This is a genomic window from Pseudoduganella sp. R-43 (assembly GCF_049913255.1).
In the GTDB taxonomy this organism is placed as follows: domain Bacteria; phylum Pseudomonadota; class Gammaproteobacteria; order Burkholderiales; family Burkholderiaceae_D; genus Rugamonas.
Map to the genome: position 1 here is coordinate 4,010,534 of NZ_CP183988.1, position 22,160 is coordinate 4,032,693.

General features: G+C 61.0%; 20 protein-coding genes and 1 pseudogene. 9 read left to right on the forward strand and 12 right to left on the reverse strand.

Annotated elements, in window-relative coordinates:
• The first annotated feature begins 289 nt into the window (after positions 1–289).
• Positions 290–973 (forward strand): PA14 domain-containing protein, encoded by a 684-nt coding sequence (locus tag ACN9M3_RS18125; RefSeq protein ID WP_426318208.1) that lies wholly within the window; start codon positions 290–292, stop codon positions 971–973.
• Between the two features lie 13 nt (positions 974–986).
• On the opposite strand, the gene ACN9M3_RS18130 is transcribed toward ACN9M3_RS18125, so the two are convergent.
• Complete coding sequence (locus ACN9M3_RS18130) at positions 987–2,033, reverse strand: RNA-guided endonuclease InsQ/TnpB family protein (RefSeq protein ID WP_426318209.1); 1,047 nt, start codon at positions 2,031–2,033, stop codon at positions 987–989.
• A gap of 305 nt (positions 2,034–2,338) precedes the next feature.
• Here ACN9M3_RS18130 and ACN9M3_RS18135 point away from each other — a divergent pair, with 305 nt between their 5' ends.
• Complete coding sequence (locus ACN9M3_RS18135; protein ID WP_426318210.1) at positions 2,339–3,574, forward strand: glycoside hydrolase family 27 protein; 1,236 nt, start codon at positions 2,339–2,341, stop codon at positions 3,572–3,574.
• 78 nt (positions 3,575–3,652) lie between these two features.
• On the opposite strand, the gene ACN9M3_RS18140 is transcribed toward ACN9M3_RS18135, so the two are convergent.
• The 7 genes and pseudogenes from ACN9M3_RS18140 to guaB all read right to left on the reverse strand — a co-directional run bounded on the left by ACN9M3_RS18140 (position 3,653) and on the right by guaB (position 14,713).
• On the reverse strand, positions 3,653–4,054 hold the full coding sequence (locus ACN9M3_RS18140; RefSeq protein ID WP_426318211.1) for a tryptophan 7-halogenase: 402 nt from the start codon (positions 4,052–4,054) through the stop codon (positions 3,653–3,655).
• 172 nt (positions 4,055–4,226) lie between these two features.
• On the reverse strand, positions 4,227–7,370 hold the full coding sequence (locus tag ACN9M3_RS18145; RefSeq protein ID WP_426318212.1) for a TonB-dependent receptor: 3,144 nt from the start codon (positions 7,368–7,370) through the stop codon (positions 4,227–4,229).
• Positions 7,371–7,465: 95 nt separating this feature from the next.
• Positions 7,466–8,737, reverse strand: coding sequence for a hypothetical protein (locus ACN9M3_RS18150; RefSeq protein ID WP_426318213.1), 1,272 nt, complete (start codon positions 8,735–8,737; stop codon positions 7,466–7,468).
• Between the two features lie 1,014 nt (positions 8,738–9,751).
• Positions 9,752–10,942 carry a helix-turn-helix domain-containing protein gene (locus ACN9M3_RS18155; protein WP_426318214.1) on the reverse strand — a complete coding sequence of 397 codons (1,191 nt, stop codon included), beginning with the start codon at positions 10,940–10,942 and terminating at the stop codon, positions 9,752–9,754.
• 213 nt (positions 10,943–11,155) lie between these two features.
• Positions 11,156–11,461: pseudogene (locus ACN9M3_RS18160) on the reverse strand (tyrosine-type recombinase/integrase); the annotation flags it as partial.
• Between the two features lie 133 nt (positions 11,462–11,594).
• Positions 11,595–13,196: a glutamine-hydrolyzing GMP synthase gene (gene guaA / locus ACN9M3_RS18165; protein ID WP_426318215.1), complete on the reverse strand. Its 1,602-nt coding sequence runs from the start codon at positions 13,194–13,196 to the stop codon at positions 11,595–11,597.
• A 56-nt stretch (positions 13,197–13,252) separates the two neighbouring features.
• Positions 13,253–14,713 (reverse strand): IMP dehydrogenase, encoded by a 1,461-nt coding sequence (gene guaB, locus ACN9M3_RS18170; RefSeq protein ID WP_130312186.1) that lies wholly within the window; start codon positions 14,711–14,713, stop codon positions 13,253–13,255.
• A 230-nt stretch (positions 14,714–14,943) separates the two neighbouring features.
• Here guaB and ACN9M3_RS18175 point away from each other — a divergent pair, with 230 nt between their 5' ends.
• The 4 genes from ACN9M3_RS18175 (at position 14,944) to ACN9M3_RS18190 (ending at position 18,494) form a co-directional block, all read left to right on the forward strand.
• Positions 14,944–15,441: a gluconokinase gene (locus tag ACN9M3_RS18175; RefSeq protein ID WP_426318216.1), complete on the forward strand. Its 498-nt coding sequence runs from the start codon at positions 14,944–14,946 to the stop codon at positions 15,439–15,441.
• A gap of 19 nt (positions 15,442–15,460) precedes the next feature.
• A complete protein-coding gene (locus tag ACN9M3_RS18180; RefSeq protein WP_426318217.1) occupies positions 15,461–16,774 on the forward strand; it encodes an MFS transporter in 1,314 nt (437 codons plus the stop codon).
• Between the two features lie 33 nt (positions 16,775–16,807).
• Complete coding sequence (locus ACN9M3_RS18185) at positions 16,808–17,875, forward strand: porin (RefSeq protein WP_426318218.1); 1,068 nt, start codon at positions 16,808–16,810, stop codon at positions 17,873–17,875.
• 94 nt (positions 17,876–17,969) lie between these two features.
• Positions 17,970–18,494 (forward strand): DUF4124 domain-containing protein, encoded by a 525-nt coding sequence (locus ACN9M3_RS18190; RefSeq protein ID WP_426318219.1) that lies wholly within the window; start codon positions 17,970–17,972, stop codon positions 18,492–18,494.
• Between the two features lie 79 nt (positions 18,495–18,573).
• Here the strand turns inward: ACN9M3_RS18190 and ACN9M3_RS18195 are convergent, their stop codons facing one another.
• Positions 18,574–18,855, reverse strand: coding sequence for an RnfH family protein (locus ACN9M3_RS18195; protein ID WP_426318220.1), 282 nt, complete (start codon positions 18,853–18,855; stop codon positions 18,574–18,576).
• Complete coding sequence (locus ACN9M3_RS18200; protein WP_426161894.1) at positions 18,848–19,279, reverse strand: type II toxin-antitoxin system RatA family toxin; 432 nt, start codon at positions 19,277–19,279, stop codon at positions 18,848–18,850. The genes ACN9M3_RS18195 and ACN9M3_RS18200 overlap by 8 nt, the downstream gene beginning before the upstream one ends.
• Before the next feature lie 67 nt (positions 19,280–19,346).
• On the opposite strand from ACN9M3_RS18200, the gene smpB reads away from it, so the two are divergent.
• Genes smpB through ACN9M3_RS18215 form a run of 3 tightly spaced genes read left to right on the forward strand, consistent with a single transcriptional unit; the run spans position 19,347 to position 21,103 of the window.
• Entirely contained in the window at positions 19,347–19,796 is a 450-nt protein-coding gene (gene smpB / locus ACN9M3_RS18205) for an SsrA-binding protein SmpB (RefSeq protein ID WP_130312176.1), read from the forward strand.
• A 60-nt stretch (positions 19,797–19,856) separates the two neighbouring features.
• The gene (locus tag ACN9M3_RS18210; RefSeq protein WP_426318221.1) at positions 19,857–20,561 is read left to right on the forward strand and encodes a hypothetical protein; all 705 of its coding nucleotides are present in this window, start codon (positions 19,857–19,859) and stop codon (positions 20,559–20,561) included.
• Positions 20,558–21,103, forward strand: a complete 546-nt coding sequence (locus ACN9M3_RS18215; protein ID WP_426161896.1) for a FlgO family outer membrane protein — start codon at positions 20,558–20,560, stop codon at positions 21,101–21,103. The genes ACN9M3_RS18210 and ACN9M3_RS18215 overlap by 4 nt, the downstream gene beginning before the upstream one ends.
• On the opposite strand, the gene ACN9M3_RS18220 is transcribed toward ACN9M3_RS18215, so the two are convergent.
• A complete protein-coding gene (locus ACN9M3_RS18220) occupies positions 21,084–21,929 on the reverse strand; it encodes an NAD-dependent protein deacetylase (RefSeq protein ID WP_426318222.1) in 846 nt (281 codons plus the stop codon). The genes ACN9M3_RS18215 and ACN9M3_RS18220 overlap by 20 nt on opposite strands.
• On the reverse strand, positions 21,907–22,155 hold the full coding sequence (locus ACN9M3_RS18225; RefSeq protein WP_426161898.1) for a DUF1272 domain-containing protein: 249 nt from the start codon (positions 22,153–22,155) through the stop codon (positions 21,907–21,909). Before ACN9M3_RS18225 ends, ACN9M3_RS18220 begins: the two co-directional genes overlap by 23 nt.
• Positions 22,156–22,160: the final 5 nt, after the last annotated feature.

Sequence of the window (22,160 nt, forward strand, 5' to 3'; positions counted from 1 at the left end):
GAAACGCATGTGCCCAACACTGCCAGAAACCAGTTTGCCCCCGTCCGGAGCTGAACGTGAGCCGCACTGGGAGCGCAAGCATAATCGCTCCGCCATAGGCCTTGTGATTCTCCTCCATCTGGCACTGGGAGCGATCGTGATGCTGGAGCCCTCGCGCAAGCCTCCACCCAAACCGGGGCCGCGCAGTGTCGATGTCGTGCTCTTCGAGGCGAAGGTGCTGGAACGAGACATTCCCGAACCTCTGCCCGAACCACGCGAAGTCGCGCCTCCCACGGTAGAGCCCCCGTCCATGCCGGATCTGCCTCCCGTCAAAGTGGCCGAAAGCCCGGTGGCTGCGCCGCTTGCGGTCGATGCCGTGCCGGCGCCGGCGCCATCAATCGCCGCAGCACCTCCCCCTCCCCCTCCCCCGCCGCAGCCTGCGGCCAAGGAGGCCAGCGAACCGCCCAAGCTGTTCGAAGAGTGTGCCGACTCGTCGGATCGGCAAATGGTTGCCGACGTCTATCGCCTCACCGTCGGCAACCAGTCGGTGTCCGAGATGCGACGGAAGAAGCCTATCAAGCGGGTTTGCCTGGCCCAACTCGATATCACGCCGCGCTCCTTCCGCGAAGGCTTTCCCGGCATGGGCTCGACAGTCGAATGGTTCGGGATGGATATTCGCTTTACCGTCAATATCGCTGAAACCGCCACATGGGAACTGCTGCTCTTAGCCGACGATGGCGCCATTCTCAGCGTCGACGATGAAAACGTGATCGAGAACGATGGCATTCACGCCCCTACGCCCGTCGCGACCAGGATCAAGCTGGAGAAGGGCCTGCGCAATTTCCGCGTGCGCTACTTCCAGGGTCCTGGCCCGGATCTCGCATTGATGCTTGCCTGGAAAAAACCGGGCGCGGCCGATTACAGCTACCTGCCGCGTAGCCTGCTAGGGCGGCCCCCGGCCGGCGCGCTGCCACCGATCCAGCACAGGGATTGACGTCCGCCTCGCCCTAAAGGACGCGGATTCCTGCGGCCAGCGTCGCACGCCCGCGACGGAGAATGTTTATCGCAGCATTGATATCACGATCATGGAAAGTACCGCAATCGCTACACTGCCATTCTCTTATTCCAAGCCCTGCGATACCGGTAGGCCGCGCATCGGGCATCGCGCCGCAATGCGAGCAGAGTTGGGTGGTAAAGCGTTCGTCCACTTCGGCGAACCAGGCGCCATGCTTAACAGCCTTGTACGCCAACATTTGACGGAAGCTCGTCCAACCGGCGTCGAGCACCGATTTGGCCATGCGCGTTTGCGCCAGCGCCGCGGCGTTGACGTTGCCCACGGCGATCAAGTCATCTTGGCGCACCAAGTCAGTCGTTGCCTTGTGCAGGAAGTCCCGCCTGCGTCGCGCAACCTGGGCGTGGATGGCCCGCACACGCCGCGTCTTACGCGCCCGCTGGGCAATGGCCAGCGCCGCTTGCGCATGGCGGTAGAACTGGGGCGCCTCGAGCGTTTTGCCATCCGATTGCTTGGCGAGAGCGTGCAGGCCAAGGTCGATGCCCACCTGCCGCACCGGGAGGCGTTTGTCCGTCACCGCCACATCGACCACAATGTTCAAGTACCAATAGCCACGACTGTCGCGGGAGAAATTTGTGCCGTCCTTGATCTTCCCTTCGGGCAGTGGGCGACTATTGAAGACGCGGAAGGTATGGCCGGCAAAGCGAAACGCATCACCTTCGCGTTTGAGATCACGCCCCTTGAGCGGCACCCAGCCCGACGCTTTCCGGCCTCGGTAGCGCAAGAACGGGCGCTTTCTCTGCGCACGCGATTTGGTGTACTGCTCACAGACTGCATTGATGCTGCCCGAATGCAGTCGCAATTCCTTGCTGCTGCCGGTGGTCAGTACGTTCAGGTCGAATCCCGTCAGCCAAGCTCTGCCAAAGCGCAGGGCATCCTTCTGCCGGCCATTGCAGTAATTCCATACGAAGTTGACTGTACGCGCTTGCTCATTGAGCAGGCCGCTCAGCGACTTGACGCGATATCGGAAGACCATAATCATACTGTACTTATATACAGCATATGCCGCCGACTGACGCACGCTTGCACGCCTTTCAAGCGTGCCAAACGACTGCTGCGGCGTGGCCTTTCACGGGGCCCGAATTGCTGCGCAATTCGCAGTCGGCTCCTTTCACTCCTCGCCCTGAAGGGCGAGATTTCTCGGAGCAAAAACTGATGAAAATAAAGCAGGTAACACATAGACCACTCGTGCAGAGCACGGCAATAATGGCGGCCGCTGCGAATCGCCGGCACCGATGGCGCCGCGCTGGTAGCGGCGCCATCGAACACATGATGAAGGGATTCGAGTTGAATACCAAACGCACGGCGCAGCTCCTGTTAGGCGCCGTGCTGGGCGCCGCCGCCTGCGGCAATAGCTGGGCTCAAAAGGCTGAAGGCCTGGCCGCCACCCCGCCAATGGGCTGGAACAGCTGGAACAAATTTGCCTGCGATATCGACGAACGCCTGATTCGTGAGACCGCCGATGCCATGGTCAAGACGGGCTTGAAGGACGCCGGCTACCAGTACGTGAACATTGACGATTGCTGGCAAGGCCAGCGCGACGCCAACGGCGACATCCAGCCCGACCCCACCCGCTTCCCATCCGGCATGAAAGCGCTGGCGGACTATGTGCACGGCAAGGGGCTCAAGCTGGGCATCTACTCGGATGCCGGCGCGACCACCTGCGGCGGCCGTCCCGGCAGCCGCGGCTACGAGTATCAGGATGCGCGCACCTATGCGAAATGGGGTATCGATTACGTCAAGTACGACTGGTGCGACACCCCCGGCTTGAACGCCGAAGCGGCCTACACGACGATGCGCGACGCGATCGCCAAGACGGGCCGTCCGATGGTGTTCAGCATATGCGAGTGGGGCATGAGCAAGCCGTGGGAGTGGGCCGGCAAGGTCGGCCATATGTGGCGCACCACGCCCGATATCTATAATTGCTTCGACTGCCAATTCAGTCCCGGTTTCTCGACTGGTCTGGGCGTGCTGCGCATCCTCGACAAGCACGCTGAAGTAGGCCTGCGCAAGTTCGCAGGACCCGGCCACTGGAACGATATGGACATGCTTGAAGTGGGCAACGGCATGAGCGAGGATGAAGACCGCGCCCATCTGTCGATCTGGGCCATGATGGCCTCGCCCCTCATCCTGGGCAACGACCTGCGTTCCATGTCCGAGACTACCCGCCGCATCCTGACCAACCCCAGCGTCATCGCGGTAAATCAGGACAAGCTGGGTGTGCAGGCGTTGCGCATCCTGGCCGATGGTCCGCTGGAGGTCTATGCCAAGCCGCTCGACGGCGGGGAATGGGCACTGATGTTCCTGAACCGCTCCAACCAGGCTGCCGACGTTCAACATGATTGGAAAAAGCAGGTCCTGATCGATGACCTGAGCAAGAGGTCGGTCGATTTCACGCAGACCGTCTACCGCTGGTCCGACCTGTGGAGCAAGAAGACGGGCGACACCAGCGCCAAACTGCAAGCGCGCCTGGCGCCGCACAGCGTGCTGATGCTGCGCCTGACCGCTCCCGCGAAACCATAGGACGCGCCCGGCCGAGCGGCGCGCAAGGTGTCCTTACCTTTGACCTGGCATCGATGGCCGGGCCGCACAGGGTCCGGATCATAGGTCATGGTTGGGGTCAATGTCCCAGACGCCCGCGCAAGTAAGCGTGCGTGCGTGGGCATGGCCGCCACGGCGGTAGCGATGCATTCGCGGCGCCACTGCAATGCGTGCAGCGCCGCGCTCGACGTCGCCCAGCGCAGGGTCGGTGCGCTCGGGCCAATGGCTGGCCATTGCCGAGGGCACGCATTGCTCGCCCAGGGAGCCAAGGCCGGATTCGCCCAGCCGGTGGTACTGGCTCCGCACCGAGTGGGATCCGCTCAGTTCGCCGAAATCGCCGAAGGTGTGGAAATAGCTTTCGCCGCGCGCGCGCCAGTCGCAAAACTGGATGCCCAACTTGTAGCTGCCGTTGGCGGCGCGCAGGAACTCGGCCTCGTCGATGCCGCGGTGGCCGTCATCCACCCGGCCGCGCCGCCGCCGATGATGACGATTGTTCGATGGCTTTGTCAGGCATCGGCAACCCATAAAAAAAGAGGCGGCCGGAGCCGCCTCTGAAACTGCCGGCAAAGCCGGCAGGAGAGGACGGTAGGTTCATTGCGCCTGAGTGGCGAGGGACTTGGTCCGGGTCCGCGGTCTAGTACGTGTAGCGCAGCGCCACGCGATAACTGCGGCCAGGTTCGAACCAGGCGCGGGTCATGTTGCCGATATTCTGCTGCTGGGTCTGCTTAACGACGGTATCGAGGATGTTGCTTGCCGAGAAATTGGCCTGGACATGTTCGTTAAACCTATAGTCGAACCCGAAGTCCAACTGTCCGGCCGCTTCCTGCCAGGTCGGTAAGCCCCAGCCCACGTCCCGCGGATAGACCGTCTTGCCATCAACAACCGTCGCCCGGGTCGGGTCGGCACTGGTGGCATCCTGGCCCTGCGTGCCATTGACGGTGACGCCCTGCAGGAAGCGACCGCGCCAGCTGTACGCCAGACGCATCGACATCGGCCCCCTGTCGTAAAAGAACATGAAGTTGTAAGCGTTTTTCGACAGGTACTGCAAGGGCATCTCGGTGAACGGCATGCCATTGGTGTCGCAGCCAAGCAGGTTCAAGGAACTATTGTTGAAGGAATTGGCGGCCGGGCAGTACTTCAGATTGTACGGATGGTGCAGCGTCTGCTTGCTCTTGATGTAGGTGTAGTTCGCCGAGACGCCGAAGCCCTTGGCCCATTCCGGAAGAACGCTCGCCAACGCTGGCACGTTATTGAAGTAGGTCTGGCCGGCGAGCTCCAGTCCAGTCACTGAACCGTCCGCTGCGTTGTTTGGCGCGGTGATCACGAAGGTTTGCGGGTTGCCGGCCAGGTCGTTGTAGTCGCGCGTATAGGCCGAGCGCAAGATGATGTCACGCAATCGCTTGTGAAACAGGGCGCCCGTCAGCGACGAACCGTGACCCGGATACCACTCGAGCGTCACGTCAAAGCTGTCGGCCTTGGTGGGCCTCAGCTGGACGTTGCCCTTGTTATTACCCCGATAGTTGATGTCCTGTATGGTGGCGCCGCCGGGGGCAAAGATGACGTTTTGAAACAGCTCGACGTATTCGTTCAGGTCGCCAAAGCTCGGCCGATACATCGACTTTCCGAACGCGAAGCGCGATTGCAGCTGAGGGGTAAGTTCCATCTTCAGGTTAACACTCGGCAGCACGTCCACGGCGCTGCGGCCGTCGATAATCGGCTCGTTGATCGGTCCGAACTTCGGCACCGACGGCGCCGTGCCCGTGCCGTAGGTCGGTTTGAACACCGTGTAGCCGTGGGCCCGCGTGTCGGTGTGGACCACGCGCACACCGGCGCTGCCCTCGATCGGGAAACGCAGCTCGTCGAAGCCGAAGCGCGTCATCAGGTAGGCGGCCTCCGTCGTCTCCGACTGGCGTGCGGTTTTGGCCGGGTTGCCGTCGAAGACGAGCGGCATCCACGGATCGGGCAAGTTCGAGCAATCGTTGTTGGTCTGGGACTGCGCATTGCCCTGCTCGCATTGGATCTTCATGATCGGATTCGCCGCCTGCGCGTAGGCGTTGGGATAGTCCTTGACCGCAGCCAGGGCCGGCGTCACCAGGGCGCCCGGGTTGGGGATCTTGCCGTTGAAGAAGTCGTTGAAGGTGTATAGGCTGGTCGGCACCAAGGCTGCGACCCGCGGATCGCTCAGGTAGGTGAAATTGGCGCGCGACGCCCAGGTCGGCTCGTCCGTCTTGGAGGCCGGCTGCCCCGGTGTGGACGAGTTTCTGACTTCCCATGGCCTGGCGATGCTGTACCATTCCGAGCCGCTCGCCGCGACGCGGTTCGCCGTGCGCTTGGTCGCACGCACGCCGAAGCGAACGTCGCGCATGACCGGATGGTCGAACTTGAAGCGCACGTCGGTCTTCCACGCATACAGGTCGGCGTCCGCCTTGTCCCTGCCCGGCCCGAACATCTCCAGGTAGTAGTTTGCCGGATTGCGCAGGTGCGCCTTCGCCTTGTCGTCGAAGGTGATCTCCCCAATATTCTTGCTCAGGTCGATATTCATGCTCGGCACGAAGGTGGCCAGGGTCATGTTGCCGCTATTGGACTTGTTGGTGGCATGGACCCATTGCAGGTCGTTCTGGAGCGACCAGCGCTCGTTGATAGTCCACTTGACGTTCCAGGCGATCTCGCGGGTCTGTGAGCGCCTGTCGTGATAGGTTTGGTTGGTATTGAAACCCAGACCGCCGTCCACGAAATTGTTCGCGCCCCGGCCGCCGATCGGGTAGGTGTAACGGGCCGCCTGCAGGATGCCCTTGCTGTCGAACACCGGGTCGATGAGCTTGGACTTGTAGGAATCTTCCACACCCGTGAACAGCGCGTTCTCGGTGCCGGTTTCCTTGTAGCCGGAGTGGAAGTAAGTGAGCGCGGACGCAGCCCCCCCCTTCTTCCACTGTAGCGCAGCATACACACCGGCGCGGTCGGTCTTGCTGAGGTTGGTGCGCCACGAGGCCGATTTGGGCACCCACACTGTTTGGCCGTCGACGATATCGGTGCGCGGAAAGTAGGCGTCGACTTGCACCGTGTCGTTGCGGGAATGGTTCTGGTTGGCGGACAAGTTGAGCAGCGCGCCCCATTGGCCGAAGTCGTTGTCCCAGCGTTTCGAGATCAGGCCGGAGAGGGCGGGCGAGGTTTGCCGGCCGAGTTCGCTGTGGTTCACGTAGGTCGATGCCGCGAATTTGTCGCCCTTGTAGTCGAAAGGCAGCGCGGTGCGCAAGTCGACCTGACCGCTCACGCCGCCTTCGATCAACTCGGCCGGCGGGTTCTTGTGCACGATCACCGCTGACATCAGTTCCGCCGGAATATCGCCCCAGCTCAATTCGCGCCCCGGCCACCCGGCCGAAAACGATTCCCGTCCATTCAAGGTGGACGAACCCCAGGTCAGGCCGCGCACCGAAATGCCGGAACCCTCGACCGAGAAATGCTCCGGGTCGCCGCGCGAGCGGTTGCGGTCCATCGTCACGCCGACGACGCGCTGCAGTACCTCGGTGATCGACTTGTCGGGCAGTTTGCCGGCCTCTTCGGCGACGACGCCGTCGACGACTTCCTCGGCATTCTGTTTGAGCTTGGTTGCGGACTGCATCGCAGCGCGCTGTCCGCTCACGACCACCACGTTCTCCTCTTCCTTGGAAGCCGCTGGTGCCGGCGCCGTTTGCGCCTGCGCGGCGCCGCTGTAAAGCGCAGCGACCTGCGCCGCCGCGAACGCCAGCGCGGTCATCCTCAAGGGTTTGCGCTTGATCATTGTTCCAATTGTCCTCATTCTCTCAATCCTCTTGAAATCCTGTTTCGTTTTGGCTGCCCACCGCGCCGCGCGGCACGGTAAATGGCCTTGCGCCATCACTGGAAGGTGATTGGCCCGGTCAGCGTGATCGTGGTCGGGTAATTCGGAGCCGAGGCGGTCGGACTCGGCACTCTGAAGTTGCCGACCGGTGAGGCGAACCTGATCGCGACGATCGGGTAGTCTTGCAGCTCAAACCAGGGGCTTAGGTCCTTCAATTCACACGCCTCCGAGACTGTGAAGTCCTTGAGCTTAAGACTGTAGTTCGCCGGTACCGGGGAGCTTGGCTTGAACGTCGCCCGCACCCTCACGTTGCAGGCGTCATTGTTCGCTTTGCGGTTGAAGTGGCCGAGGATCAAGTCGACTTCGACCTGGTTTTCGCCCGTGGCGAACCATTCCTGGTTCTGCGAGAAGTTGAACTTCAGCGCCGCCTGGGCATCGATCCGCACGCCTTCCGGCGTGTCCGAGGTGGTCGAGATCTGCGTCACGTTAGGTGCGTACAGGTCGATTTCGGACCAAACCCTCCACCAGCGTCCGTCGGTGTGGGGCTCGTTCTTATAGGTGTAGGTATTGCTGACGCTGCTGCCGTCCGCCGTAACGCTTGTGTCGCACCAGCCGTTGCACCACCAACCGGTCTCGCTGCTGCCTCCGCGTTGCTCAACCTTCCCCGCCTCGCTGGTGCTCGTTGCATTCTTGTAACCACTCAAGAACTTGATCTCGGGCGCCAGTGCGCTGCCGATCGGCATGGTCTTGACCACTTTCGCCGTCTCGTAGATATCACCGCCGTCCAAGGTGGCGGTGACGGTGCACAACCCATCGGCGAGCTTTTGCAACGTGGTCCCGCTCACCGAGCACACCGTAGGCGTGCTGCTGGTAAAAACGGGGGTGATGCCGGCCACGGTGGACGTTGCATCCAATTGCAAAGGCTGCGAGTCCAGGGGCAGCGGCCCCGGGTTGCGGAAGAAGACCGCCGCCGGCCGCTTGGGAATGACAAAGAGTTGGCGTTGCGTGGCTGCAGCGTAGCCATTCCCACCGACCTGGTTGGCGTTTACCGAGCACTCGCCTGCTTTCAGCAGCGACAGCGTGGCGCCGCTGACGGTGCAGGTGCCCGGCGTGTTCGACACGTAGGTAATCGGCCCGCCGGAGCTGGCCGTGGCCCTCAGCGTGATCGTGGCGATGGTCGGCGGAACAGCCACCGTCTCCCCGCCCGGGAACGGGAAGGAAACTGATTGCGCCATTCCGCCTTCACCGCCGCTCCCACCCCCACTGCCACCGCAGGCGGCCAGCAGGGCAACGCAGCCCAGCCCAATAGCCGTAATCTGGAATCTCATTTGGTGTCTCCTAAGGATTTGATGCTTCTACTCTGTTGCGTTTACTAGAGCTTGCTTATCAGCGGCACCGCAGCCGAAAACGTGCGATTCGCCTCCGCCAGGGCATCGCCGTGCATAGGATGAGCACGAGGTGTGCATTGGCTCTCGACCGCTGTCGCTGCGAACGCAGCCGGCTTGGCGGCACCTTTCTGCTTAAGGGTGTTGATCGCCAGATTCAGTTCGCCCGCCTGGCGCGCGCAACGGAGGTGCCAATGCCAGGAACGCCGTTGATGATGGCGCCGGCTTGTCCGGATTGATGTTGATGGCCACTGCTGCGAGCACTTGCGTGGCCGCCAGCTTTGCAGGCGCAACTGCGCCGCGTCTCACTACACTCATGTCTTCTCCATCCTATTTTTTTTGGCGATGCTGTCGATTGACAGTTTGGATTTCGCTTGAGGGACGGCACGTTCCACCTGCCCACCAAGTCGGCGGAGTGTAGCCCGAATATTGCGGCAAAAATACCCGCTGAAATGGGCTGCGGCATGCCATAACGGCCTCGGATGAAAAAAGCTGCACGGCCAGTAACGGTACTCGTGCAGATTTTGCTATTGATCTCTTAGCAGTCGGCTGTTCGATTCAGCCACCAACCTGGATCCCGTGGCCGCGCCGGCATCGCCGCACGCTGGATGCAAGGATGTGCAGCATCTATGCGACTATCTGCACCTTTGTAATATCTTCACAATTCGCGCTATTCCGGCCCGTATCCCGCCGTCTCCTTTTTGCAGCTCGCCTGGCCCGTACCGGCGGCGTGCGATACGGCACCATAGAGCGCAGTATCGGCTCACTGGAGCGGCACGCAGACCGATCGACTTTAATTTCCGGAAGAAGGCAGGCGTCGCACTCGAGGTACGAACGTTAAGCAACCGTAAATCGAATCATTGGTTGAGAGAAGGGTTTCACGCGAACGCCGGCGCCGGCGCCGGCGGGTACACCCGTGAAGGCGAGCGCGCTCAGCGCCGCCAGAGAAATGCGGGCTTAAGGCGTCGACTCCCGCGCCTCCGCTTTGCAGGCCTCCCGGAAAGCCTTGGGCGTGCATTGGTATTCTTCCTTGAAGAGCTTATTGAAGTACGAGGAATTCTTGTACCCGACCGAGTAGGCGATTTCAGCGATGCTGGCGTTGCTGTTTTCAACTAAGAGCCGCGATGCTTCGGTCAGTCTGAGCTTGTTCAGGTAACCAATAAAGGTATATCCCATTTCCGCCTTCAGTATGTCGTTGACCTTATTGCGGTTGACGCCGGTTTCGGATACCACGGTTTCCAGATCCAGTTCTGAATCGGCATAACGCGTCGCCAGCAATTTCAAAATGGCGGATTTTCCCTTTTCCCGGTGCGGCTCCAGCGCCAGCTGCTGATACGCCACCAGCGGCAGGTCTTTCTGCATCCGACCGTGCAGGTCATTGGCCAAAGCCGCCGCATACTGCTTGACGAACCAAAACCCGAAACCAGTCCAGGCTAGTATCAGGAACGCGGCGAGAAGATACAGGTAGCCGTATTTCCGCTCGTGCATTTCGATTCTGGCGATCTCAATACGCGATGGGACGCCGACGGGGCTCGCATTACTGGTGCCGACTTCGATCTGCGCAACCTCTGCCAGCGAATAGCCCTGGTCGGATGGATTGATTTTGTTCAGGGTGAGCCACCATTCCGGAATGGTCAAATGCGCTAGATCGAGTTCGGCTCGAGCTCCGTCTTGATTGCATTTGATGTATGCCGATGGCGAGCGGTAGGTCTCCAGCTGGTCCGGTTTGGAGAGCTTGTCATCGAAGGTGGTCAGGCCCACCCGGATTGTGCCGGCGGGGAAGCAGCGCAGCTCGAAACTGATCTTGCCGAACCTGGACCAGTCAAACAATGCCGGTTTGCCGCTGCGGTCCGTGAAGAACAGACTGGCCGATGCAAAGGAATAGGGAGTACTGTCCGACAGGACGTATTCCATGATGAGGCGCGTGCCATCGACTTTCGCGTTCAAGGGATTGGTCGCGTCGTTGCCGTTGTGCGACTTGCGCAACTGCCAGGAAAAATCTTCTTGCTCAAACAATGGGACGCGGTGATAGCTGCGGCTGACACACAAATACCCGACCAGGATACTCATACCGAGAAACAGGACCAGCCGAAGGAGTGCCTTTGAATGTAACGCGTGCATATAGATAAAGGTTGGATGGTCGGACAATGGCGAGCCCGCCGGCTGCCTGGGCCGCCGCAGTCGCGAATTCTCGCAATGTACAACATGTCCTGTTGTCTGTCACTGCCATCGCTCTGCCCAGGTCCTAAAACTCTCTCCGCCAGCCTGTTTGCGTTGAGTACTTACCTAACCCGCGTCTATCGATCAGCAAGACACGTTGGTCAAGGGCGCTCTTCAAGAAAGCCTGGTCGGAACAGTATCCTGGCTTTCATTTGCGAGGCACTTCTCGATCCGATCGGTGTTATAGCCGGCTTCATGCAACAAAGTCGATGCGGTGCGCCGGAGATCGTGGGGCGTGTAGTCGGCCAGCGGCCGGCCAGCGGCACGAGCAACCCGGGACACAGACGTTGTCACCTGGTTCAGCGTGGCATTCGAGATCGGCAGATCAGCATCGTAGCGTGAAGGCAGCACGTATATCGAGCCGGCGGCACAGGTACGCAGCGCAATAAATTTGTCGATAGCCTGCCGAAAGAGATAGCCGTTGTGCAGATTCCGCCGTGGGTCCCGAACGGCGAAGCTAAATCTGCAAAGCGCCAGCCATTGCAACCGGGGTACTTTGAAAACCAAAAAATAAAGCCCTGCAAAATAACAGGGCTGTTATTTAATCATTTTTGGAAACTTCCGTTTCCACAATGAAACCCTACTCCCACTCGATGGTCGCTGGCGGTTTACCGCTGATGTCGTACACCACACGGTTCAGCCCACGCACTTCATTGATAATGCGGTTGGACACCTTGCCCAGCAGCGAGTGCGGCAGGTGCGCCCAGTGCGCGGTCATGAAATCCTGGGTCTGCACGGCGCGCAGGGCTACGACGTAATCGTAGGTGCGGCCATCGCCCATCACGCCCACCGATTTCACCGGCAGGAACACTGCGAATGCCTGCGAAGTCGCGTCATACCAGTTCTGCGGTGCGTCCTCGCCTGCCATCACGGCGCCTTCGTATGGGGTGTTGCGCAGTTCTTCGATGAAGATGGCATCAGCGCGGCGCAGCAGGTCGGCGTATTCCTTCTTCACTTCGCCCAGGATGCGCACGCCCAGGCCTGGGCCAGGGAATGGATGGCGGTACACCATCTCGTGCGGCAGGCCCAGGGCCACGCCCAGCTTGCGCACCTCGTCCTTGAACAGTTCGCGCAGCGGCTCGAGCAGCTGCAGCTTCATGGTCTCCGGCAGGCCGCCCACGTTGTGGTGCGACTTGATGGTCTGGCCTTTCTTGCCCTTGCCCGCGGATTCGATCACGTCAGGGTAAATGGTGCCTTGCGCCAGCCACTTGGCGTTCACCAGCTTGGCCGATTCGGCCTGGAACACTTCCACGAACTCGCGGCCGATGATCTTGCGCTTCTGCTCCGGATCGGTCACGCCGGCCAGGTGGCCCATGAACTGTTCGGTCGCATCGACCTGGATCACTTTCACGCCCAGGTTCTTGGAGAACATGTCCATCACCATCTTGCCTTCGTTCAGGCGCAGCAGGCCGTGGTCGACGAAGACGCAGGTCAGCTGGTCGCCGATGGCGCGGTGGATCAGGGCTGCAGCCACGGACGAATCGACGCCGCCCGACAGGCCTAGGATCACTTCATCTTTGCCTACCTGGGCGCGGATCTTTTCCACGGCTTCGGTGATGTAGTCCGGCATGTTCCAGTCTGCCTTGCAGCCGCAGATCTCGTGCACGAAGCGGCCCAGCATGGCCTTGCCCTGCACGGTGTGGGTCACTTCCGGGTGCCATTGCACGGCGTAGAACTTGCGATCTTCGTCGGCCATGCCGGCGATCGGGCAGGATTCGGTGGATGCCATCAGCTTGAAGCCAGGTGGCAGGTCCAGCACCTTGTCGCCGTGGCTCATCCAGACCTTCAGCATGCCGTGGCCTTCATCGGTGACGAAGTCGTTGATGCCGTTCAGCAGCGCAGTGTGGTTGCGGGCGCGCACTTCAGCGTAGCCGAATTCGCGTACCAGGCCGTTTTCCACTTTGCCGCCCAGTTGCGCAGCCATGGTCTGCATGCCGTAGCAGATGCCCAGTACCGGCACGCCGATTTCAAATACGGCTTGCGGTGCGCGCGGGGAGTCGCCTTCCAGCGTGGAGTTGTGGGAGCCGGACAGGACGATGCCCGATGCGCCGTAGTTGCGAATGAATTCGTCGTCTACGTCGTATGGGTAAACCTCGGAGAACACACCCGCGTCGCGCACGCGGCGTGCGATCAGCTGGGTCACCTGGGAACCGAAATCAAGGATGAGGATTTTTGAATGCATATTTTCGGGGGCAAAAAATAGTGCGGCGACACTTGGTCGCCGCCTTGCGGAGTTTCTTATTCGGAGCGGTAGTTCGGCGCTTCTTTGGTGATCTGGACGTCGTGCACGTGCGATTCGCGCATGCCGGCCGACGTGATCTCGACAAATTCTGCCTTCTCTTTCAGTTCGTCGATGGTGGCGCAGCCGCAGTAGCCCATGGACTGGCGCACGCCGCCCACCAGCTGGAACAGGATCGCCAGCACGGAGCCCTTGTAGGCCACGCGGCCTTCAATGCCTTCCGGTACGAACTTGTCCTGCTTCGCGCTGGCGTCCTGGAAGTAGCGGTCTGCCGAACCATCGGCCATCGCACCCAGGGAGCCCATGCCGCGGTAGGACTTGTACGAACGGCCCTGGTACAGGATCACTTCGCCCGGTGCTTCTTCGGTACCGGCGAACATGGAGCCCATCATCACGGTCGATGCGCCGGCTGCCAGTGCTTTCGAAATGTCGCCCGAGAAGCGGATGCCGCCGTCGGCGATACATGGAACGCCGGTGCCCTTCAGCGCTTCGGCCACGTTGGAGATCGCGGTGATCTGCGGCACGCCCACGCCTGCAACGATACGGGTGGTGCAGATCGAACCTGGGCCGATGCCGACCTTGACCGCGTCCGCGCCGTATTCAACCAGCGCCTTCGCCGCGGCTGCGGTGGCGATATTGCCGCCGATGACGTCAACGTGCGGATACTTGGTCTTGATGTACTTCACGCGATCCAGGATGCCCTGGGAGTGGCCGTGGGCGGTGTCGACCACCAGCACGTCCACGCCTGCCGCTACCAGCAGGTCGATGCGTTCTTCGTCTTTCGCGCCGACGCCGACTGCCGCGCCAACCAGCAGCTTGCCGTGCTGGTCTTTTGATGCGTTCGGGTGCTCGGTCGATTTCTGGATGTCCTTGACGGTGATCAGGCCGCGCAGTTCAAACGCTTCGTTCACCACCAGCACGCGCTCCAGGCGGTGCTTGTTCATGAGGCGCTTGGCTTCTTCGGTGTTGGCTTCTTCGTTGACGGTGACCAGCTTTTCGCGCGGGGTCATCTTGGCGCGCACTTCAGCGTCCAGTTCTTTTTCAAAGCGCAGGTCGCGGTTGGTGATGATGCCGACCACTTCTTTGCCCTGAACGACCGGGAAGCCGGAAATACCATATTGCTCGGTCAGCTTGATCACGTCGCGGATCTTCATGTCCGGCGGAATGGTGATCGGGTCGCGCAGCACGCCAGCCTCGAAACGCTTGACCTTCGACACCTCACGCGCCTGGTCTTTCGGCTTCAGGTTCTTGTGAATGATGCCGATGCCGCCTTCCTGTGCCATCGCGATCGCCAGGCGGCTTTCAGTGACGGTATCCATTGCTGCGGACAGCAGGGGAATATTCAGGGAGATGTTACGGGTCAGGCGAGTCTTGAGAGACGTATCCGCAGGCAGGATGTTGGAATACGCGGGGACGAGGAGCACGTCATCGAAAGTGAGTGCTTTTTGGAGCAGACGCATAGTATTTCCTATAGGCGCAAAAGCAGATTATACAGGAAACATTCGCTTTCGTCTCGGCAATCCTCAAGCACAGTTCTGGCCTATATGGGCGAAGATGATGCTAGCGCTATCATCCAAACAACACCTTGCCGCACCGCACAATCCAAATTTGTTTACAAATTCTTGCGTTCGTCTAAACTTGATATCACTGATAGCGCTATCAGCCATTAAGGAGATTTATGGAGAACAATATGAACTTGCGCTGGGTTGTCATGGGCGTCAGTGGCGCCGGGAAAAGCGAGATCGGCGCGCGCCTGGCCGCGGCACTTGGCGTGCCCTTCCTTGAAGGCGATAGCTTTCACCCTGAAGAAAACGTGGCCAAGATGTCGGCCGGCATCCCTCTGAACGACGAGGACCGCGCGGGCTGGCTGCAAAAGCTGCGCTGTGAAATCAGTGCCGCCCGCGAACGCGGTGAGGGCCTGGTGCTGTCCTGCTCTTCGCTCAAGCGACGCTACCGCGACTTGCTTCGCAGCGGCGATCCGGAATTGCGCTTCGCCCACCTGCACGGCGAACGCGAAATCCTCGAGCAGCGCATGCGCACCCGCCCCGGCCATTACATGCCGGCCTCGCTGCTGGAAAGCCAACTGCGCGACCTCGAACCGCTGCAAGCCGACGAAGCCGGCGTCTATCTCGACCTGACACAGCCGCCGCAACAGCTGGTCAGCCAGATCCTGCAGCGCCAAGCCTAAAACCAACACTGGAGACAGCATGAAATCAGCCATCACCGCCAAGGTCGCCAAACGCCGCTGGGGCATAGGCGCCCTGCTAGGCATCGGCGTCCTGATCAACTATATCGACCGCATCGGCCTGTCGGTCGCCGCGCCGCAAATCCAGGAGGCCTTCAACCTGACGCCAGTCGACATGGGCCTTCTGTTCAGCGCCTTCGCCTGGTCTTACTCGCTGCTGCAGATCCCAGTCGGCATGGTACTGGACCGCTTCGGCCCGACCCGCGTTGGGCGCTGGGGCGCTTTCCTGTGGGGCCTGGCTTCCGTCATTACTGCCTTCTCCAGCGGCTTTGCCGGCATTTTCGCCGCCCGCATCCTGCTCGGCATTGCCGAAGCGCCGGCCTTCCCGGTCAGCTCCAAGGCCACCGGCTACTGGTTCCCGCGCAATGAACGCGGCACTGCCACCGCCATCTTCGATGCCGCCGCCAAATTCTCCAACGTGATCGGCGTGCCGCTGGTGGCCGTAACTGTGGTGGCCTTCGGCTGGCGCTGGGGCTTCGGCCTGACCGCGGTGCTGAGTTTCAGCTACTTCTTCGCCTTCCTGCTGTTGTATCGCGACCCGAGCGCCGATACCAGGTTGAGCAAGGCTGAACTCGATTACATCCAGCGCGGCGGCGCCGCACCGGAAGGCCCGGCAGAAGGCGGCGCCGTCAATATGCTGGGCTACCTGCTCACCAAGTCCAAGGTCTGGGGCCTGACCATCGGCTTTGCCGCCTACGGCTATACCTTCTACCTGTTCCTTACCTGGCTGCCTGGCTACCTGGTGCAGACCATGCACATGAGTATCATCAAGTCGGCCGGCTTTGCAGCCATTCCATGGGCCGTGGCGACGGTAACCGACCTCTTCGTCGGCGGCTGGCTGATCGACCACCTGATCGCCAAAGGCAAGAATGAATCCGTGGTGCGCAAGAGCGTGCTGGTGATCGGCATGCTGTTCGGCTTGGCGGTGTTCGGCGCGACGCAAACCACCGATCCGGCATGGGCCATCTTCTGGATCTCGATCGCACTGGGCGGCCTGGCATCCGCAGCACCGGTCGGCTGGTCGCTGCCCTCGCTGATCGCGCCGAAGGGCGGTGTCGGCACCGTCGGCGGCATCATGAACTTTGCTAATAACCTGATGGGTGCTGCTGCCCCTATCGTGACCGGCATGATCGTCGGCGCGACCAATTCCTTCGCCAACGCCTTCATGGTTGCCGGCGTGATCCTGCTGGTGGGCATTGTGTCCTTTGTCTTCGTACTTGGGAAAATCGAGCCCCTGCCAGATCCGGTCCCGCGTGGCAGCACGGTCCCTGCATAAGCGCGCCGCCCCCTAATCAAAAACGGAGACAGCATGAACAAACGCACTACTGCGGTGGCGACGCTCGCCCTTACCGTTTGCAGCAACGCCGCATTGGGGCAGAGCAATGTCGCTTTCTACGGCGTGATGGACCTTGGCATTTCACAGGACCGCGGCGGCCTGGCCGGCACCTCGACCCGCGTTACCAGCGGCATGGCGACCCAGAGCCGCTGGGGCTTCAAAGGCAACGAAGACCTGGGCGGCGGCCTGTCGGCCTTCTTCGTGATCGAAGGCGGCATCCACGGCGACGTGGGCAATTCGACCCAGAACAATACCTTGTTCGGCCGCACCAGCATCGTCGGCCTGCGCAGCGCCAAACTAGGCTCGGTGTCCATCGGCCTGCAGGACACGCCGCTGTTCACGACCCTGAACACGATTGTCGACCCGCTGCGCAACGGCATCGCTCGCTCCAACAACCTGATGCCTTCGACCGGGTTCCGCGCCAGCAACTCGGTACTGTTTCGCACCGCCGACATGCATGGCTTCAGTGCCGACTTCATGGTGGCGGCCGGCGAGGTGGCGGGTGACAGCAGCGCCAGCCGCGCGCTTGGCGGCTCGGTCGGCTACGCCAAAGGCCCCTTGAACATCCGGCTCGCCTACCACGACCGCAATAACGACAGCGCCAACGTGAAGAACACCGGCAGCGGGCGCAATTTCCTGCTCGGCGCAAATGTCGACTTCGAAGTGGCCAAGCTGTGGTTCGGCCTCGGCGTCGACAAGGGCTTGAACAGCGCGCCGTTGAACAGTTCAGGCGCGCCATTCGGCACTACGCCACCGACGCCATCGACCGACAGCCGCGACCTCCTCCTCGGTGTATCGGTCCCGTTCGGACCGCACACCATTGTCGCCACCGCCATTGCCAAGGACGACCGCGGCGTGCCGAAACAGGACGCGCAACAGTATGCCCTGGCCTATATGTACGCTTTCTCGAAGCGTACGGACGTCTACACCTCATACGCCCGCATCCGCAATCACAATGGCGCGGGCTATACAGAGGGCAATAGTGAAGAGCCGGGCTTGGGTGACCGCCAGTTCACGGTCGGCCTGCGCCACCGCTTCTGAGCTGTCACCGAACCAACGATTCTTTTGGGAAATAAATTTGACAACAGGGGGATTTCGGGGTGAAATGTGCGTTCTCACCCAAGGAATTCCCTCTATGAATCAACGTATTACCCGCCTGGCGCTGGCAACGGCGCTGATTGCCTGCACTTCCCTTGCCCAAGCGCAGTGGATGTGGGTGAACGACAAAGGCGTGAAGCAACTGTCCGACCAGCCGCCGCCACCGGGCACGCCACCAAACCGCATCCTGAAAGCACCACGCGGCGCTGCCGCTGCCGAGCTGCGCAAGGAAATGGCTGCGTCCGCCGCCAACGGTGACGAAGCCCCAGCCGCCGAAGAGAAAGCCGCACCAGTCAAGCCGACGTTGGCTGAACGCAACGCCGACTATAAGAAGCGCCAGCAGGAAGCCGCGGAAAAGACCGCCAAGGCCAATGAGCAGGCCAAGGTCGACGCCGAGAAGAAGAAGTACTGCGCGGAAGCCAAGAGCAATATCGGCATGCTGGAAAGCGGCGTTCGCGTATCCGAAATGGGCCCGAACGGCGAGCGCAACTTCATGTCCGACGAAGCCCGCGCGCAAAAGATCAAAGAACAGCGCGAGTCCGTCAACAACATCTGCAAATAAACGGGAACTCGCATTGCCGGGCATGGCCTGAGCATGCAACTGCCATGATCGGCGCCCTGCTGCGCCTGGCGCGAGTTTTCTAGGCTTTCTTCGCCCGGCGGCGCCGGGCGTCCTTCGGATCGGCGATCAGAGGACGGTAAATCTCGACCCGGTCGCGTGCACGGACCACGGTATCCAAGGTTTTCTTCTTGCCGTAAACCCCGACCGGCATCGTCACCAGGTTGATCTCCGGCGCCTCCTGCATGATGCCGCTGATCTCGATAGCCTGGCCGATCGTCGTGCCCTCATCCACTTCCAGCGCATACAGCAATGGCTGTGAAGCTGGCGCATAACACACGGTAATCTTGATACGTTCAGCCATAGACAGTCTCGGCACGCTTGCAGAAGGAATCGACCATGCTATTGGCAATCATGCCGAACACCGAACCGATCACCTGTTCCAGCAGCTTGCTGGAAAACTCGTAGTGCAAATCGAGTTCGACCTTGCAGGCATCATCGCGCAGGGCCTTGAAAGTCCAGGTACCGTCGAGGGTCTTGAATGGTCCGTCGACAAGCTTCATGCGGATTTCGCTGACCGGCGTATTCGTATTGGACGTGGTGAAGTGCTGCTTCACACCATGGAAATTGATCCCAACGCTGGCCACAACATGGTTCTCGCCCCGTTCGCGGACATCAACTCCGCCACACCAGGGCAAAAATTTGGGATAATCCTCGACCTTTGCCACTAAATCAAACATTTGCTCGGCGCTGTATCCCAGGAATACCGACTTGTGCACTACTGCCATTGAGTAACCGTTTGCTATGATGTTGTCCAAAGAACCCGTAGTTTAACCGACCCACGCATTTTTACCCATGTCCATTGCCGATAATCGCAAAGCCTTCCACGACTACTTCATCGAAGACAAGTATGAAGCAGGGATCGCGCTCGAGGGCTGGGAAGTCAAGGCGATCCGCGATGGGCGCGTTCAGATCAAGGAAGCTTACGTTACCATCCGCGATAACGAACTGTACCTGTTTGGCGCGCACATCAGCGCCCTGCCCACCGCTTCCACCCACATCCACCCGCAAGCAGTGCGCACGCGCAAGCTGCTGCTGCATCGCGCCGAGATTGACAAACTGGTCGGCAAGGTCGAGCGTGCCGGCTATACGCTGGTGCCGCTGAACCTGCATTTCAAAGGCGGCCGCATCAAATGCGAGATCGGCCTGGCCAAGGGCAAGAAGCAGCACGACAAGCGCGCCTCCGAGAAAGACCGCGACGCCAGCCGCGAGGTGGCGCAAGCCATGAAGCAGCACCGCCGATAACATTTCCAAGTGGCAACATTGATGGTACACTTTGCACCATCAATAATGCCCGGAAATGACATGGCGACCAAAATCGCATTCGCACTGATGGCAGCCGCTGCGCTCAGCGGCTGCAAGACTCCGTATTCGTCCGCACCGCTCGCCACCAATTTCCCCACCACCAGGCAGGAAAAGCTGCAGGCTGCGGCGCATTGGAACGCGATCGCCGGCCATCTGCAGCAACAGCTTATCGCCGAGCTGAAGAAGGCGCCGCCACGACCGCTGTATGTGGCAAGCCCTGTCAACCAGACTCCATTTCAACAGGCTATCAACAACCAGCTCATCTCCTCGCTGGTCAGGGACGGTTACGTGGTTTCGCGCACGCCCGCCGGCGCACTGCAAATCGACCTCGATATCCAGGCCATCACATTCAGCCCGAATCGCAAGCAAGCCCCGACGGTAGGCGTAGCAACCGCCATCGCCACGGGCGTTTGGGTGGTGGCCGAGCGTATTGGCGATCCGGTCGGCAAGCTTGGCCGCTTTGCAGGCGCAGCCGGGGTTGGCGCCGGCATCGACGCCTACCAATGGTACGGCAGCGAATTCGCGTCTGGACCAACGCCTCGCACCGAGATTATCATTACAGCGTCCGTGACCGATGAACATCGCTACCTTGCGCGCGCGGCTAACACCTACTATGTCGCCGACACCGATCGCGCCCTGTACGGCATACGGGACGAAGCCGTACTGCAAATTAGCCAGAGCTTCCAGGTAAAAGGAGACCGATGATGCGCGCTATCGCTGCCCTACTTCTTCCGCTCGCACTGGCAGGCTGCGCCTGGTTCTCCAACAAGCCGCCCGAGAACGACTACGCCTCCACCTCGCAAAACCAGTTTGTCGGGGCCAATTACCGGGCAGCAGACGCTCTGCTCGCGCAACTTAATGGCCGCGTGGCAGGCGACAAACCCTTGATCATGGCGACCGTGGTCAACATCGACGCGCTGGACCAGAGCTCCACGCTGGGCCGGCTGGTATCCGAACAGGTGTCGACGCGCCTGGCCCAGGGCGGCCTGCGCATGCTCGAAATGAAGCTGCGCAATTCGGTCTACATGAAGCGCCAACAAGGCGAAATGATGCTGACGCGCGAAGTGGGCGAAGTGGCGCACAACCACAATGCCCAGGCCGTAGTGGTCGGTTCATACGGCGAAACCAATGACGCCGTCTTCGTCAACATCAAGGTGGTACAGCCGCAAACCAACCAGGTAATGGCAGCCACCGACTACGTGCTGGCCAAGGACAGCGTAGTCCGTTCTATGCTGCTGGGACGCTGAGCAAGTCCACCAGCCGGGGCAGCACTTCCTGCGCGGGCGACTCCAGCTTCAGGGACAGCAGGCCGTCGGCGCGCGTCCTGCCTGCGTTGATCGCGGCAATCGGCTTGCCCGCCGCCGCAGCCATGCGGCAGAAGCGGTAGCCGGAAAACACCATCAGCGAAGAGCCGACCACCAGCAGCGCGTCGGCCGCCTCCATTTCAGCCAGTGCATGCGCGGTGCGTGCCGGCGGCACGTTATCGCCAAAGAAAACCACGTCGGGCATCAGCACACCGCCGCAGGCGGCGCAGGCCGGCGCATGGAAATCCACCAGCGCATCCGGTTCGATCGCAGCATCGCCGTCGGGCAGCGGCTGGGCAAGCATATTCGCCAGCTCGGGATTGTCACGCTTCAACTGCGGCTGCAGGCCGGCGCGCGAATAGCGGGCCTGGCATGCGAGACAGCTTACATGGTGCAGGTTGCCGTGCAATTCGATCAGGCGCTTGCTGCCGGCCCGCTGGTGCAAGCCATCGACGTTCTGCGTAATCACGCAATGCAGGTGGCCGCCGGCCTCCAGTTCGGCGATCGCGCGATGGCCGGCATTCGGCACGGCGCTCGCCATCGTGGGCCAGCCCACCATGCTGCGCGCCCAGTGGCGACGCCTGATCGCCTCGTCGCGGCGGAATTCCGGGCCCTGGATCGGCGTGCGTCCGCGCCGCACGCCGTCCTTGTCCCGATAGCCGGGAATGCCGGAGGCAGTACTCAGCCCCGCGCCGGTCAAGACCAGCACGCGGCTGTGGCGCGCCAGCCAGCGCGCCAGTTCAGCCTCAGTCGACAGCGGCGCATCCATTGGGCTTGAAAATGCGTTCGGTCGACGCCGGGTATTTTTCCAGCTTCGCTGTGGCGCGAGTTGGGCGCGGAGCGAAGTCGCCGCCGCAGTTCGGGCATTTGCCGTGCAGCTTCTCGTCCACGCAATCGGCGCAGAAAGTGCACTCGAAAGAACAGATCAAGGCATCCTGCGCACCGGGCGGCAAGTCCTTGTTACAGCATTCGCAGTTGGGTCGCATTTGCAGCATTTCCA